Raw genomic sequence first — 14,746 nt, 5'->3', positions numbered from 1 at the left:
CTCCTCGGGGGGATCCGAGGAGCGGCTGGAGCGGAAGTGGTGGTCCCGGGGGTCAGCATCGTCGGTGGTAGTGGTTGCGGCGGGGTTGGCCGGTCGGGTCGAGCCAGGCCGGTGGGAGGAACTCGGGTAGCCCGTCGGCGGCCAGGCGTACCTGCCAGCCGTCGTGGTGCACGACCCGGTGGTGATACCGGCACAACAGCACCGCGTTGGTCAGGCAGGTCTGGCCGCCGTCGGCCCAGTGCACGATGTGATGCCCGTCGCTCCAGCGGGGCGGCCGGTCACAGCCGGGGAACGCGCACCCGCCGTCGCGCAACACCAACGCCCGCCGCAACGGCCCGGTGAACAACCGCCGCTGCCGACCCAGATCCAGCACCTGACCCGCGCCGTCGAGCACGGCGGGCAAGACCTGCGCATCGCACGCCACTCGCCGCACCGTCTCCGGCGTCAGGCGTTCCCCGCCGTCCAGGGTGGCGGTGCCGACCCGCTCGCGCAGAGTGTCCAGGTCGACGGTGACGACCACCTGCGGCCGATCACCACCGTTGTCGGGAAGGGCACCGGTGTGCAGGGCGAGGCGGCACACGTCGGCCAACGCATCAGCCCGCCGCTGACCCGGCGACCGGTCATCCCCCACGCCCGACGGTCCACTGATCGGGTCGAGCGCGGCCCGAACCACCGCCGCGCTCTCCGCGTCGAGGCGGCCGGTGAGACGCACCTGCCCGTCCGATCCCGGCGAGGACAGGGTGACATGCCGCCGATCGTGCGCGCGGGCCTCCGCGGCGGTCAGCGCCGCCAGCTCGGCCTGCTCGGCAATCTGCGGGGCGACGTGGAACAGGACCCGCTCCCCCAACCGCCGCAACGCACCCGGCTCGAAATCGACGGCGGCGTCGACCAGCACCTGCGCGGCCTTGTCCACCACCTCCACCCCGGCACTCGCCGGCAGCGCGGCGGTCACGTCGGTGATGACCCGCGCCTGCTCCACCCCGACCACACCCCGCGCCAACGCCTGCGCGACCACCGCCGGCCCCACATCCAGAGCAGCCGCCAACCCGACCGTCCGACGCGCCGCGCCCGCACCGACCCGCAACCGATCACGCAACCACACCGCCGTGGACGACGCACCGTGCCCACCCGCGACCGCCCGCCCGTCGACCTCCCGCACCAACGCCAACTTCACCGCGACCAGCCGCTGCTCCAACACGTGCACCGCGTCCAACGCCGCGAGCAGATCCTCCTCCGACAACGCCCAGACGGACGTGTCAGCACACGACGAGATCGCCTCACCCGCCCGCGCCAACACGTCCATCACGAACAGCAGATTAGAACAGTCGTACGACAATTTCCGACTGGCCAGAGATCGACAACAAAAAATCTTGAAACAAATCCAGTCGGCCCGGCACCGCAGTGTCCTGACGCATGATCAGCAAATGCCTCCATGCGGTACTGGCCACCGCCGCAGTGTCGAACTACCGGTGGGAAGTGCACGTCCCCGATGTCGACGGCCCGTTCGGCGAGGCCCAGGCGCGGGCACAGGTGTGCTGGGCGCGGGCACAGGCGTGCTGGGCGCGGGCACAGCCGTGCTGGGCGCGGGCACAGGCGTGCTGGGAGCGCGTCGCCGTCGTACGCGGGCGGCCCTGCCCGCGCCGGATGCCAGCCACCATCGCTGGGGACGCGAGCCGGCGTCGCCTGTGGTGCGAGCCGTCGTCGATTGGGACGCGATCCGAGATCGGTTGATGCGAACCGACATCGGCTGATGCGAGACGACATCCGCCCGGGTCCGGGGACGCCGGTCAGCTCGGCGAGCCGGGATCCTCGACCAGGCGGAAGACCAGGTCGGCCCGGGGCGCCGTGGCCGCGATCAGGCGGGCGTTGGCCTCGTCGACGACCCGCGCCCGGGTCGAGGCCGTCCCCGGGTCCCGACCGAACCGGACGTGCCGGTCGGTGAGCCGGCGCAGCCGTTCCTCCCGGTCGAGGTCGAGGAACCACACCTCGTCGAGCAGCCCCCGCAGGGCGGCCCACGGACCGTCGGGAACGAGCAGGTAATTGCCCTCGGCCACCACCAGCCGGACCGACGGCGGGACCGGGATCGCACCCGCGACGGGTTCCTCGATCTCCCGCCGGAAATGCGGCGCGTAGACGGTGGCCGCTCCTGGGGTACGCAGCCGGTGGACCAACGCGACGAACCCGTCCCCGTCGAACGTGTCGACGGCGCCCTTGCGCTCGTGCCGGCCGAGCCGGTGCAGTTCCGCCTCGGCGAGGTGGAAACCGTCCATCGGCACCAGCGCCGCCGCGTCACCGAGCGCGGCCACCAGGCGTGCGGCCAGCGTCGACTTGCCCGCCCCGGGCGCTCCGGTGATGCCGAGCAGCCGCCGCCCACCCGCGGCCCCGGCCGCCGAGCGCCGGCCACCGGCCGCCGCGTCGGCGGAGCCGGCCACCGAAACCGCGCCACCGGCCGCCGCGGAAGCGCCACCGGCCGCCGAGACCGCGCCACCGGCAGCCGAGGAAGCGGAGCCGAACAGGGTGCGGGCCCGGGCGACGAGTTGGTCGAACGTCAGTGGTTCGGCGAGTCTGCTCACGGACGGCGGTCAGTGCTCCGTCGGGGCCACCACCGCGGTCGGCTCGCTGATCGCGAACCGCGCCTCGACGCCCGCCTGCACCGTCTGCACCTGGGGATCGAGATCGAGGCTCGGCGGCGCGCCGCCGGCCGCTCCGCCCGCGTACGCCGCCCGGACCATCATCGGCTGGGGGTTGCTCATGCCGGTGTCGGCCAGCTCCAGCAGACCGGTGACCCGGGCGCCGAGCGCGTCGGCGTACTCCCGGGCCCGGTCGATCGCGTCGGCGATGGCGGCCCGGCGGGCCTCCCGGTGCGCCGGGCTGTCCGGGCGCAGCGACCACCACGGTCCGGCGACGGTGGCCTGGTCCTGGTCGGCCAGCCGCAGCATCAGTTCGCCGAGCACCGTGAAATCGGTCACCGTCACGGTCGTCGACACGCTCCCGTGGTACGCCTTGATCCGCTCACCGGAGCGCTTCAGCTCGGGCGACACCCGCAGGTCACCGGACTCCCGCCGGTCGATCGCCGGACCGTACGTGTCGACCACCGCACGCACCGCGTCGGCCCGCTCGGCCAGCCGGGCCAGGGTGGACTGTCGGTCGGCGTCGCGGGCCTGCACGGTCACCGAGAACCGGGCGATCTCCGGCGGCACCTCGCGGAACGCCTCACCGCGGACCCTGACGATCGGTTGGTCGGCCATGGTCCTCACCCTAACGACCGCCCGCCCACCCCGCCCAACGCGCGAACCGTGCGGGCTCGGCCGGCCGGCCCGTCTCGTGCCGACCGGCCCGACCCGCCGCAGCGCGGACCGTGCGGGCACGGCCCGGTTCGTTGCATGCCGACCGGCACCGACCCGCCGCAGCGCGGACCGTGCGGGCACCGACCGGGACCGGGTGGTTCAGGCGTCGTCGTCGGGCGGGTCGGGATCGGGCCGGCGCACGGTGTAGCGGGCGGTCGGGCCGTCCGTCGTGATCCGCTCGATCCAGCCGCCTTGGCCGCCCAACCGCAGCAGGAAATCCAACTCGGCGGTGGATCCCGCCGCCGGGAAATCGTGGTCGGAGCGGGCGGCGGCCGGGCGGAACAGCTCCTGTCGCAGCGCGCGGGCCTCGCCGAGGTGACCGGCCAACGCGGCCGCGTCGCCGGTCCGCAGTGCCGCCGTCAGGTCGGCGAGGAAATTCTCGACCAGGCCGAGTTCGCGCAGTACGAAGTCGCGGTTCGCGATCAGCATGTCGGCGGTACGCCGGCTGGGCGCACCGGCCACCCGGGTGCCGTCCCGGAAGCTGCCGGCGGCCAGGCCGACCACCGCCGGGCGCGACGGTGCCCGGGCCGTACCGCCGGCCAGCGCGCCGGCCAACAGGTGCGGGATGTGCGACGACAGCGCCACCACCGCGTCGTGCACGGGGACGGACAGCGGCACGACCCGCGCCGCGAAGACGTCGGCGAGCAGACCGGCCAGCGCCCGGAACCGGGTCAGCTCCCCGTCCGGCGCGGGGCAGAGCACCCAGGCCGCGTCCTGGAACAGTCCCGCCACGGCCGAGGTCAGGCCGGCCCGTTCGGTGCCGGCCATCGGATGGCCGGGTACGAACCGGTGGGTCAGCCCGAACCGGGCGGCGGCCTCCGCCACGGCGGACTTGGTGCTGCCCACGTCGGTCAGGACGCAGTCGTCGCCGACGACGCCGGCCACCTCGGCCAGGGTGTCCGGCAGGGTCCGCAGCGGACCGCAGAGGAAGACGACGTCCCGGTCGCGTACCGCGTCGGCGGGGGTGTCGGCGAACGGCACCCCGCGGTCCCGGCCGTGCCGGCGGGTCTGCGGGTCCGGGTCCCAGCCGCGCGCGTCCAGGCCGGCCTCCCGCAGCCGGAGCAGGATCGACCCACCGATCAGGCCGGTGCCCAGCACGGCCACCCGGACGCCCAGACCGCCGGCAGCGAACATCAGTCCTCCCGGATCAGCGACGCCCGGTCGGACGCCCGGACCACCCGACACGAACACCGACCGACCGACGCCGGCCGGCCGGGCGGCCCGAGCGCGAACGCGACCATCGCTCAGCCGGCGAGCCGGGCGGGCACGGCGGCGACGTGCTCGTCCGTCTCGGTCAGCGCCACCCGCACGTGCCGCTGACCGGCCGGGCCGTAGAAGACCCCGGGTGCCACCAGTACGCCCCGACGAGCGAACCACTCGACCGTCTGCCAGCAGTCCTCGTCCCGGGTGGCCCACAGGTAGAGCCCCGCCTCGGAGTGTTCGATCCCGAAGCCGGCGGCCAGCAGCGCGGCACGCAGGGTCTCCCGCCGGGCCCGGTAGCGTTCCCGCTGCTCGTCGGCGTGCCGCTCGTCGGCCAGCGCGGCGACCATGGCGGCCTGCACCGGCGTCGGGACGATCATCCCGGCGTGCTTACGGATCTTGAGCAGCTCGGCGACCAGCTCGGGGTCGCCCGCGACGAACCCGGCCCGGTAACCGGCCAGGTTCGACCGTTTGGAGAGCGAGTGCACGGCCAGCAGCCCCGCGTACGACCCGCCGCTGACCTCGTCGGCGAGGATCGAGGTGGGCGTGGTCTCCCAGCCCAGCGGCAGGTAGCACTCGTCGCTGGCGACCACCGCACCCCGCTCCCGGGCCCAGTCGACCACCTTGCGCAGGTGCGCCGGGGGCAGCACCTGGCCGGTCGGGTTGTTCGGCGAGTTGACCCAGACCAGGCGTACCCGGGGGGTCGGGCCGACCGCGGTGAGCGAGTCCGCGCGCAGCACCTCGGCCCCGGCGAGCCGGGCCCCGTCGGCGTACGTCGGGTAGCAGATCCGCGGCACCACCACCGTGTCGCCCGGTCCGATGCCGAGCAACGTCGGCAGCCAGCCGACCAGCTCCTTCGAGCCGATCGTGGGCAGCACGCCGTACCCGTCGCCGCCGGTGCCGCAGGTCCGGGCCACCCAGGCCGAGATCGCCGAACGCAACCCGGCGGAACCCGCCGTCAGCGGGTAGCCGGGGGCGTCCGCCGCGCCGGCCAGCGCCTGGCGGATCGGTTCCGGGACCGGATCGACGGGGGTGCCCATCGACAGGTTGATCAGACCGTCCGGATGGTCGGCGGCCAACGCGCGGGAGGACTCCAGCGCGTCCCAGGTGAACTCGGGCAGCCGGGCCGAGACCCGCCGGTCCGCGGCTGCGGCACCACCCACCCCGGAACCGCCGCTCAGTGTGCGTCCCCGCGCGGCGGCTGGGAGGCGACGAACGGCGTGTCCTTCTCGATCTTGCCGGTCTTGGCGGCACCGCCCGGCGAGCCGAGATCCTCGAAGAACTCGTAGTTCGCGGTGGTGTAGTCCTTCCACTGCTCCGGCACGTCGTCCTCGTAGAAGATGGCCTCGACCGGGCAGACCGGCTCGCAGGCCCCGCAGTCGACGCACTCGTCGGGGTGGATGTACAACATCCGGTTGCCCTCGTAGATGCAGTCGACCGGGCATTCTTCGATGCACGCCTTGTCGAGCACGTCCACGCACGGCTCAGCGATGATGTAGGTCACCGGTCTTCTCCTCCGCGAAGCTTCGCCGCGATCATCCGCGACGGTTAGAGCCTAGTATCTCGCCGTGGAGGGGGTGGATCGTGCTCCGACAGCAGGATGTGGGACACCGGATAGTAGTCCGCCGGGTGATCGGCGTCCGGGCCGGCAGGACGGTCTTCTCGGACGCGCTCGGCGAGCTCACCGAGCTGACCGAGACCCATCTCACGGTGAACACCGCGACCGGCCCGCAGCGCGTACCGCTGACCGAGGTGCACCGGGCCAAGCGGGTGCCGGCCGCGCGGCGCCCGACCGCCGCGGCCGTCGTCGCCCTGGAACTCGCCGCCGACGAGGCCTGGCCGGCACCGGTACGCGACCGGCTCGGCGGCTGGCTGCTGCGCTCGGCCGAGGGGTGGACCGGGCGGGCCAACTCGGCGCTGCCGGTCGGTGACCCGGACCGCCCGCTGCCGGCCGCGATCGACGCCGTGCGGGCCTGGTACGCCGACCGCGGCCAGCCCGCGATGATCAACGTACCGCTGCCGCTGGCCACGCCGGTCTCGGCCGAACTGGACGATCGCGGCTGGGGCGACGCCCGACCGTTGGTCCTGGTGCAGACCGCGCCGCTGGCGAGGGTCCGCGCGGCCCTGGGCGGGCCGGTGCCACCGGACGGTCCGACCGAGCCGGGACCGGCGGCCGCACCGGCGGCGGAGCTGACGACCGAGCCGACGGCCGGGTGGATCGCCATGGTCGCCGCCCGCAAGGCCGGCCTGCCGACCGCCGCCCGGCACGTGCTCACCGCCGTGGACCAGGTCCGGTTCGCCCACGTGTACGCGACCGGGGCCGGCTTCGACCCGGCCGACTCCGACCCGGCCGGCGCGGACGGCACCGAGGCGGCCGGCGTGCTGGCGGCCGGCACCCGGCCGGCGGGCCCTGAACTGCTGGCGATCGGTCGGGGCACGGTGACCGGCGGCGGGCGCTGGCTCGGGCTGACCCTGATCGAGGTGGCGCCCTCGGCCCGGCGGCGTGGCCTGGCCCGCCAGGTGATCCGGGCGCTGGTCGACTGGGCCGACGGGCTCGGCGCGACCCAGGCCTTCCTCCAGGTCGAGGAGTCGAACACCGCGGCGGTGACGCTCTACCGTGAACTCGGCTTCACCACCCACCACACCTACCGCACCCGCATCGCCCCGGCGGGTCGTCCTGACGAACCGGACGCGACGCGTTGACCCACTAGCGACGGACGACGCGGCGCGGCTTGGACGTCTTCAGCTCGGCATACCGCTTCAGCGACTCCGACCGGTAGTCCCAACCGAGGGCGGTGAGCACGAGGTAGCCGAGCATGGTCCCGATCAGGGCGCAGCCGGCGTAGAGCCAGATCTGCGAGAAGAACGCGCCGGCGCCCGCGGCGAACGGCTGGCTGCCGCTGAGGAACGGACCGATGAAGATCGTCAGGACCATGGCGACCAGCACCGCCGCCGCGACGTCGGCCGTCCAGTGGGCGAGCGGCACCCGCCGGCCCTGGGTGAAGGCGATGCCGGCGAGGATCAGCCCGATCACCACGAACATCCCCAACGAGACCCGGTCGGAGACCTCGGTGTCGTTGTCGAAGCCCCATCGGACGACCAGGCGGGCGATCACGTTGAGGGCGAACAGCACTCCCGCGAGCACACCGACCGGAAGCCACCGCTGTCTCATCGTCCGCCCCTCCCAGATTGTCACCTCACGAATACCGCACCGAAATATCTACCATCCGGCCGGGCCGGTATCCATGGGCCGATCCTGGGAACAGGCTGAGAATCAACCGGGCAGCGCGGCCGGAGCGGCCGGAGAGCCAGGGCCGGGCCGGAAACCGGACGGGAAGGGGAAGCCGGGCGTGGCGAAGGCTGAGCGGGAGACCGTCAGCGGATCGACGGCGGTGGGCTCATGACCAGTTTGAAGCCGACCACGGCGAAGGTCATCGCGCCCGCGATGATCATCGCCATGCCCACCCAGTTGTTCCCGGCGAGCAGATAGTCGCCCTCGCGGGTGCCACCCGCGGCGGGCACCATCAACCCGAACCAGACGATCGCGGGCAGCGCCACCGCGCCCTTGCGGCCCACCCCGTGGTACGCGAACCAGCTCAGCGCCAGGTTGGCCAGCACCGCCAGCAGCACCGACAGGCCGATCAGGTGGCCGCCGACGCGCAGCGTGGCGAACATCAACTCCAGCCCGCCGGTGACCACCGCGGCCACCACCGAGATCAGTCCGGCGGCCACCCGCAGCAGCAGGTCGACGGTCCGGTTCGGCCCGGACGGCTCCGGCCCCGGCGGCGGCTGCGGTACGTCGGTGGGCGCGGACACGGGCGGGCTCGGCACCGTCACCGGACGCCCGCCCCGGCGGACGCCGAGTCACCGGTCGGTGCGGCCCCGGACCCGGCCGCACCACCGGCCGACCCGGGCACGTCGTCGGTCGCCGTCGGGCCGGTCGCCGTCGGGCTGAGCGGCGTCGTCAGGCCGGCGAACAGGTCGTCCTCCCAGCCGTACCGGCCGGTGCCCGGGCCTTTTCCGCCGGCCGCGAGGGTGTAGAACTCCACTCCCAGGGACTCGGCGCCGAAGTTGCGGGCGATCGAGTGGAGCCACGAATTCGCCGGGATCTGCGTGGCGTGGGCGCGCATCGCGGCCTCCTTGGCGGCGCCGCTGTCGGTCGCGTCGATCCGGGCCGCGATCTCCGATTCCGGGCTGCCGAACGGCAGGTCCTCGGCCCGCTCCACGCCGGCGAACGGGTTGTCCGAGGACGTCCCGAACGCCTCCAGGCCGGCCGCCAGCACGCTCTTCGGCAGCGCCGTCCAGTAGATCTTGTCGGGCCCGATCCCCTCGGCGGCGGCCAGCTCGGCCGCGCGCATCGCCACCCGGTGCGCCTGGATGTGGTCGGGATGCCCGTAGAAGCCGTTCGGGTCGTACGTGATCAGCACCTGCGGCCGGACCTCGCGCATGATCTCGACCAGCTGGCCGGCGGCGGTGTCCAGGTCGGCCCGCCAGAACGCCCGCGGGTGGTCGTTGGTGGGCAGGCCCAGCATGCCGCTGTCCCGGTACCGGCCGGCCCCGCCGAGGAACCGGTGGTCGGTGACGCCCAGCGCGGCGCAGGCGGCGGCGAGTTCGGCGACCCGGTAGCCGCCGAGCTGGTCGGCCTCGGCCGCGGCGAGCCCGGCCAGCGCCGGTACGTGGATCTCGCCCTCCTCACCCAGGGTGCAGGTGACCAGCGTGACGTGGGCGCCGGCGGCCGCGTAGTGGGCCATCGTGGCACCGGTGGAGATCGACTCGTCGTCCGGGTGCGCGTGCACCAGCAGCAGGCGGCGGGCGGGCGGTTCGCCGATCGCGGCGCGCGGGCCGGGACGCACGGCGTGGTTCGTCACGACGTCACTGTACGCGGCCCGGCGCCCGCCGCCGGCGTCACGGATGGCTGTTCGATCCGCAGCTCAGCCCCATCACCGAACGCCCGGCTCTACGATCGCGATGTGGAATTTCCCGAGCTGGCCACACGTACCCGCCGGTTCACCCGTGGCGCGCCGCGGCGGGTGACGGTGGCGGCGGACGGCTCGCGGGTGTTGTTCCTGCGCTCGCAGGGTCCGGAGGACCCGGCGGACTCGCTCTGGTGCTACGACGTGGCCGGCGACACCGAGCGGTTGATCGCCGATCCGGCGGTCCTGCTCGGCCCGCACGGCGACGCGGCACCGCCGGCGGCCGAGCGGAAGCGCCGGGAGCGGCAGCGGCTGACCGCCGCCGGCATCGCCGACTACGTCGTCGATCCGCCGGGCCGGGTGGCCGTGTTCGCGCTGGGCGGCCGGTTGTTCCGGGCCGACCTGGTACACGGCGACGTGATCGAGGTGCCCACCGTCGGGCCGGTGATCGATCCGCGGCCGGATCCCGCCGGTCGCCGGCTGGCCTACGTCACCGTGCCGGCCGCCGCCCCGGAGGCCACCGGCCCGGCCGGGACCGGACCCTCCCGGCGGGGGCCGTTCGGCGCCCCGGCCCGGGACGAACCGACCGGCGGACAGCTCCGGGTGATCGACTCGGACGGCACCGACTCGCTGCTGGCCGGCGAGGACGGCGGCGTGAGCTGGGGGCTCGCCGAGTTCGTCGCCGCCGAGGAGTTCGACCGGCACCGCGGGTACTGGTGGGCACCGGACGGGCAGTCGATCCTGGCGACCCGGGTCGACGAGTCCCGGCTGCCGCGCTGGTACCTGCACGACCCGGGCGACCCGGCCCGCCCGCCCCGGGCGGTCGCCTACCCGTGCGCCGGCGGCCCGAACGCCGAGGTCAGCCTGCACCTGCTCGACCTCGACGACGGTTGGGTGGACGTGCACTGGGACCGGGAGACCTACCCGTACCTGGTCTCGGTCCACTGGTCCGAGGGCGGTCCGCTGATCACCGTGCTGCGCCGGATGCAGCAGCACGGCCTGGTGCTGGCCATCGACCCGCGTACCGGGGAGACGCAGGTGCACGCGGAGCTGGCCGACCCGCGCTGGGTGGAGCCGGTGGCCGGCACGCCGGGCCACCTGCCCGACGGGCGGGTGCTGGTCGGTGGCGAGCTGGCCCACGACGGGTACGACGCCCGTTGCCTGTTCGCCGACGGGACCCTGCTCACCCCGCCGTCGCTCTACGTCCGGCGGGTGGTCGGGCAGCTCGCCGCCGGTAGTGGCACGGCACCGGACCTGCTGGTCGAGGCGAGCGAGGGCGAGCCCAGTCAGCAGCACCTGTTCCGGGTGCGTACCTCGGTCGGCGGGGGCGGGATCGAGGCCCGCCGGATCACCACCGACCCGGGCTGGCACACCGCGGCCGTCGGCGGTGACGTGCTGGTGGTGGGCACCTCGTCGCTGGACCACGCGGGCGTGCGCTGGACGGTGTGGCGGGGCGGCAGCGAGGTGGGCAGCCTGCGGTCGATGGCCGCCGCGCCGCCGTACGCGCCGAGGCCGGTGCTGGACCGGGTGACCGACCGCCGGTTGCCGGCCGCGGTGCTCTATCCCCGCAACCACGTCGACGGTCGCCGGCTGCCGGTGCTGCTGGACGTCTACGGCGGTCCCGGTCACCAGGAGGTGCTGGCGACCCGGTCCGCCTGGCTGGAACGGCAGTGGTGGGCCGACGCCGGGTTCGCGGTGGTCACCGTCGACAACCGCGGTACGCCCGGCGTGGCGCCGTCGTACGAGAAGGTGATCCACCGGCGGTTGGCCGACGTCATCCTGGCCGACCAGATCGACGCGCTGACCGCGCTGGCCGGCAAGCACCCGGACCTGGACCTGGACCGTACGGCGGTGCGTGGCTGGTCGTTCGGCGGCTGGCTGGCCGCGCTGGCCGTGCTGCGCCGGCCGGACCGGTTCCGGTGCGCCATCGCCGGCGCCCCGGTCACCGACTGGGCGCTGTACGACACCGCCTACGTCGAGCGGTATCTCGGTCTGCCGGAGGACAGCGCCGACGTCTACGCCCACCACTCGCTGATCGAGCTGGCCGACGAGCCGGTCGGCGACCCGGAGCAGGCCCGCCCGTTGCTGCTGGTGCACGGCATGGCCGACGACAACGTGGTGGCCGCGCACACCCTGCGCCTGTCGGCCGCGCTGCTGCGGACCGCCCGCCCGCACGCCGTGATCCCGCTGACCGGCACCACCCACATGGCCGCCGACGGCACCGCCGAACGTCTCCTCGCCGTCGAACTCGACTTCCTCCGCCGGCACCTCTGAGCAGCGCCCCCGCCGCCGGACCCCCGGCACGCCGAAGGGGTCACCCGGCGGCTCCGGCGAACCGGAACCGCACAGGTGACCCCCGCGACTACCCGGAAGGGATCAGCCGGACCACGACGGGCCCGGCCCACCCCTCCGGTCTCATTGCTTGAGGTAGGCGTTGTAGAGGACCTCGGTGCCGAGGTTGTTGGAGAAGATCAGGCCGCCGACCTTGGAGCCGTGCACGCTGATCGTCTTGGACTGGTAGATCGGCACGACCGGGTAGTACTTCTCCTGGATCATCTGGTCGATCTTCGCCCAGTCGTCGCCCGCCTCGCCGGCCGGCAGCTTCGACGCCTTGTCGATCTCGGCGTTGACGTCGTCGGCGTTGAAGTAGGAGACGTTCGAGTTGCCCTTCGGGCCGAGCTTGCGCCCGTCGTAGAGCACCGGGATGGTGGACGCGCCGCTCGGCCAGTCGGCGGCCCAGTTGGAGATGTAGATGTCGTACTGGTTGCCGCGGGTGCGGGCGATCGGGTTGTGCTGCGGCCGGTCCACGTTGGAGACGACGACCTCGAAGCCGGCCTTCTCCAGGCTCTGCTTCACCACCGGCGCGGTCTGCTGGCCGTACTCGGTGTTGCGGGACATGAAGGCCAGCTTGACCTTCTGGCCACCGAGCAGCTGCTTGGCCTTCTCCGGGTCACCGGTCGGTCCGCAGCCGGTCGGGTCGGCGTAGTTCTTCCAGCCGATGGTGGTGTCGGCCTGCAGGGTGTTGGTCAGCTTGCCGGCCGCCTCGCCGCCCTGGGTGAGCAGGATGCCCTGCTTGTCGAGGGCGCAGCCGATCGCCTGGCGGACCTTGAGGTCCTTGATCCGCTCGTTGTTGATGCTCAGTACCCAGACGAACGGGTCGGTCCGGTTGATGGTCCGGTCCTTGATCGCCTGGTCGCCCTTGAGAACCCGGTCGACAAGCGACTGCGGGACCGGTTCCCAGGCGACGGTGTTGGCGTCGTCGCCGGAGGCGGCCAGGATGCGCTCGGTCTGCGCGGTCGCCGGGGCGCCGAACTCGACCACGATGTTGTCCGGGTAGTCGTGCCGCAGCGGGTCGGTCTTCGGGTCCCAGTTCGGGTTGCGCTCCAGGACCAGCCGCTGGTCCTTCAGGTATTCCTTGATCTTGTACGGGCCGGAGGAGAAGATCCGCCGGTCGTACTCGGTCCTGGTGTCCTTGGCCTGCGGCACCGGCGAGCCGGACGGCAGCGCGAGGGCGAACGGCAGGTCGCAGTGCGGCTGCTTGAAGCTGAACTTCAGGCCGTAGTCACCGTCGACGGTCAGCCCCGGCACGTTGACGTTGCCGGAGGTGTACGGCCCCTTGTACTGCGCGTTGTACTCGGGGTTGTCGGCCAGCCACTCCTGGATGTAGGTCGGGCCGCCGTCGATCGACTCCTCGAACGACCGGGCGATGCCGTACGCGACGTCGGCCGCCTTGATCTCGGAGCCGTCCTCGTACTTGACGCCCTTCTTGAGGGTGTACTCCCAGTTCTTGCAGTCGCCGTTGACGTCCTTGCCGGGGTTCTCGGCCAGGTCACCGATCAGGGTCAGCTTGCCCTTGCCGTCCTCGCGGAACGCGGTCAGCGTGCGGACCAGCATCTGCTCGGTCGACATCGCCTTGACCAGGTAGGACCGCTGCGGGTCGAGGTGCTCGAAGTCGGTCTCCAGGAGCAGCTTGAGGGTGCCGCCCTTCTTGGCGCCCTCGACCTCCGGGGCCGGCCCCTGCGAGTCCTTCGGGTCGGTGGAGATCGCGCTGGACTGCTGCTGGGTCTCCTCCTGCCCCGAGTCGCCCTCGCCGGTGTTCTTCGAGCACCCGCCCAGGGCCGCGGCCGCGAGCAGCATCGCGATGCCCGTGGCGGCCACCGCACGTCTTGGTCGCATAAATCGTCCCCTCCCGATCCTGGAGAAATTCTCCGGGCTGATTATCAATATCGAATATTTCTTTCGGGTAACGCCTCGTCCGCGCGGGTGGCGCGTCGGACCGGCGGCACCGTCACCCGAGCCGCACCCTCGGGTCGATCACCGCGTACAGCGCGTCGACGACCACGTTGCAGGCGATGATGAAGACCGCGGCCAGCAACACCGTGGCCATCACCAGCGGCATGTCCAGGTTGATCGCCGCGTTCAGGGACGCCTTGCCCAGGCCGGTGAACCCGAAGATCGTCTCGGTGATCACCGTGCCGCCGAGGTAGGTGCCGAGGTCCAGGCCCGCGATGGTGACGATCGGGGTGATCGCCGCCCGCAGCGCGTGCCGGCCGTAGACCTTCGCCTTGGCCAGGCCCTTGGCCCGGGCGGTACGGACGAAGTCCTCGGAGAGCGTCTCCAGCATCTGCGCCCGGGACAGCCGGGCGTACGAGGCCGAGTTGAGGAAGCCCAACGCGATCCAGGGCAGCACCATGGCGGACGCCCACTTCAGCGGGTCCTGGGTGAGCGGGACGTACTGCGGGTAGGACAGCAGGCCGCCCTCGTAGACGAAGATGATCAGCAGCAACGGTCCGAACAGCAGGATCGGCATCGATGCGCCCACCAGCGACGTAACCACCGCCAGCCGGTCGAAGACGGTGCCCCGGCGCAGCGCCGAGATCATGCCGATGCTGATCCCGATGACCAGCCAGACCACGGCGGCCCCGAACACGATGCTCAACGTGACCGGCAGGGTCCGACCGAGGATCGCGGTCACCGGCTCGTCGTTGCGGAACGAGTAGCCCAGGCAGGGCGCCGGGCACCTGCGCGCGCCGTCGCCCTCGCCGAACGTCCGGCCGGTCACGATGCCCGTCATGAAGTCGGCGTACTGGGTGACGATCGGCTTGTCCAGGCCCATCCGGCGCTCGATCGCCTGCTGCTGTTCGGTGCTGCAGGTCTTGCGGTTGCCGCACATCAGCTCGGCCGGGTTGGTCGGCACCGCGAAGAACAGGGCGAAGGTGAGCACGCTGACCGCGAACAGCGTACTGATCGCCAGCAGCGCCTTCTTGATGGCGAAGCGGAACATAC

General features: G+C 72.9%; 13 protein-coding genes. 2 read left to right on the top strand and 11 right to left on the bottom strand.

Features of this window, described 5'->3' with window-relative positions:
- Nucleotides 1–52: 52 nt before the first annotated feature.
- The 6 genes from ACFOX0_RS13190 to fdxA form a co-directional block, all read right to left on the bottom strand.
- A complete protein-coding gene (locus ACFOX0_RS13190; protein ID WP_377545460.1) occupies nucleotides 53–1,303 on the bottom strand; it encodes an HNH endonuclease signature motif containing protein in 1,251 nt (416 codons plus the stop codon).
- Between the two features lie 484 nt (nucleotides 1,304–1,787).
- A complete protein-coding gene (locus ACFOX0_RS13185; protein ID WP_377545458.1) occupies nucleotides 1,788–2,432 on the bottom strand; it encodes a nucleoside/nucleotide kinase family protein in 645 nt (214 codons plus the stop codon).
- 150 nt (nucleotides 2,433–2,582) lie between these two features.
- The gene (locus tag ACFOX0_RS13180) at nucleotides 2,583–3,248 is read right to left on the bottom strand and encodes an SIMPL domain-containing protein (RefSeq protein WP_377545207.1); all 666 of its coding nucleotides are present in this window, start codon (nucleotides 3,246–3,248) and stop codon (nucleotides 2,583–2,585) included.
- A gap of 198 nt (nucleotides 3,249–3,446) precedes the next feature.
- Nucleotides 3,447–4,481, bottom strand: coding sequence for a prephenate dehydrogenase (locus ACFOX0_RS13175; RefSeq protein ID WP_377545205.1), 1,035 nt, complete (start codon nucleotides 4,479–4,481; stop codon nucleotides 3,447–3,449).
- 110 nt (nucleotides 4,482–4,591) lie between these two features.
- Nucleotides 4,592–5,710, bottom strand: a complete 1,119-nt coding sequence (dapC, locus tag ACFOX0_RS13170; RefSeq protein ID WP_377545203.1) for a succinyldiaminopimelate transaminase — start codon at nucleotides 5,708–5,710, stop codon at nucleotides 4,592–4,594.
- Nucleotides 5,711–5,724: 14 nt separating this feature from the next.
- A complete protein-coding gene (gene fdxA / locus ACFOX0_RS13165) occupies nucleotides 5,725–6,051 on the bottom strand; it encodes a ferredoxin (RefSeq protein WP_377545201.1) in 327 nt (108 codons plus the stop codon).
- Nucleotides 6,052–6,131: 80 nt separating this feature from the next.
- On the opposite strand from fdxA, the gene ACFOX0_RS13160 reads away from it, so the two are divergent.
- The gene (locus ACFOX0_RS13160) at nucleotides 6,132–7,250 is read left to right on the top strand and encodes a GNAT family N-acetyltransferase (protein WP_377545199.1); all 1,119 of its coding nucleotides are present in this window, start codon (nucleotides 6,132–6,134) and stop codon (nucleotides 7,248–7,250) included.
- A gap of 4 nt (nucleotides 7,251–7,254) precedes the next feature.
- On the opposite strand, the gene ACFOX0_RS13155 is transcribed toward ACFOX0_RS13160, so the two are convergent.
- The 3 genes from ACFOX0_RS13155 to mshB form a co-directional block, all read right to left on the bottom strand.
- On the bottom strand, nucleotides 7,255–7,719 hold the full coding sequence (locus tag ACFOX0_RS13155; protein ID WP_377545197.1) for a hypothetical protein: 465 nt from the start codon (nucleotides 7,717–7,719) through the stop codon (nucleotides 7,255–7,257).
- Nucleotides 7,720–7,922: 203 nt separating this feature from the next.
- Complete coding sequence (locus tag ACFOX0_RS13150; RefSeq protein ID WP_377545195.1) at nucleotides 7,923–8,363, bottom strand: hypothetical protein; 441 nt, start codon at nucleotides 8,361–8,363, stop codon at nucleotides 7,923–7,925.
- Between the two features lie 17 nt (nucleotides 8,364–8,380).
- On the bottom strand, nucleotides 8,381–9,415 hold the full coding sequence (mshB, locus tag ACFOX0_RS13145; RefSeq protein ID WP_377545193.1) for an N-acetyl-1-D-myo-inositol-2-amino-2-deoxy-alpha-D-glucopyranoside deacetylase: 1,035 nt from the start codon (nucleotides 9,413–9,415) through the stop codon (nucleotides 8,381–8,383).
- 102 nt (nucleotides 9,416–9,517) lie between these two features.
- On the opposite strand from mshB, the gene ACFOX0_RS13140 reads away from it, so the two are divergent.
- Complete coding sequence (locus tag ACFOX0_RS13140) at nucleotides 9,518–11,734, top strand: S9 family peptidase (RefSeq protein WP_377545191.1); 2,217 nt, start codon at nucleotides 9,518–9,520, stop codon at nucleotides 11,732–11,734.
- Between the two features lie 141 nt (nucleotides 11,735–11,875).
- Here ACFOX0_RS13140 and ACFOX0_RS13135 read toward each other — a convergent pair whose 3' ends face one another.
- Both ACFOX0_RS13135 and ACFOX0_RS13130 read right to left on the bottom strand, forming a co-directional pair.
- On the bottom strand, nucleotides 11,876–13,636 hold the full coding sequence (locus ACFOX0_RS13135; RefSeq protein WP_377545189.1) for an ABC transporter substrate-binding protein: 1,761 nt from the start codon (nucleotides 13,634–13,636) through the stop codon (nucleotides 11,876–11,878).
- 112 nt (nucleotides 13,637–13,748) lie between these two features.
- On the bottom strand, nucleotides 13,749–14,744 hold the full coding sequence (locus tag ACFOX0_RS13130; RefSeq protein ID WP_377545187.1) for an ABC transporter permease: 996 nt from the start codon (nucleotides 14,742–14,744) through the stop codon (nucleotides 13,749–13,751).
- Nucleotides 14,745–14,746: the final 2 nt, after the last annotated feature.

Source organism: Micromonospora zhanjiangensis (assembly GCF_042650605.1).
In the GTDB taxonomy this organism is placed as follows: domain Bacteria; phylum Actinomycetota; class Actinomycetes; order Mycobacteriales; family Micromonosporaceae; genus Micromonospora_J; species Micromonospora_J zhanjiangensis.
The sequence above is the reverse complement of the archived record's forward strand: the minus strand, read 5'-3'. Positions and strand labels throughout refer to the sequence as shown.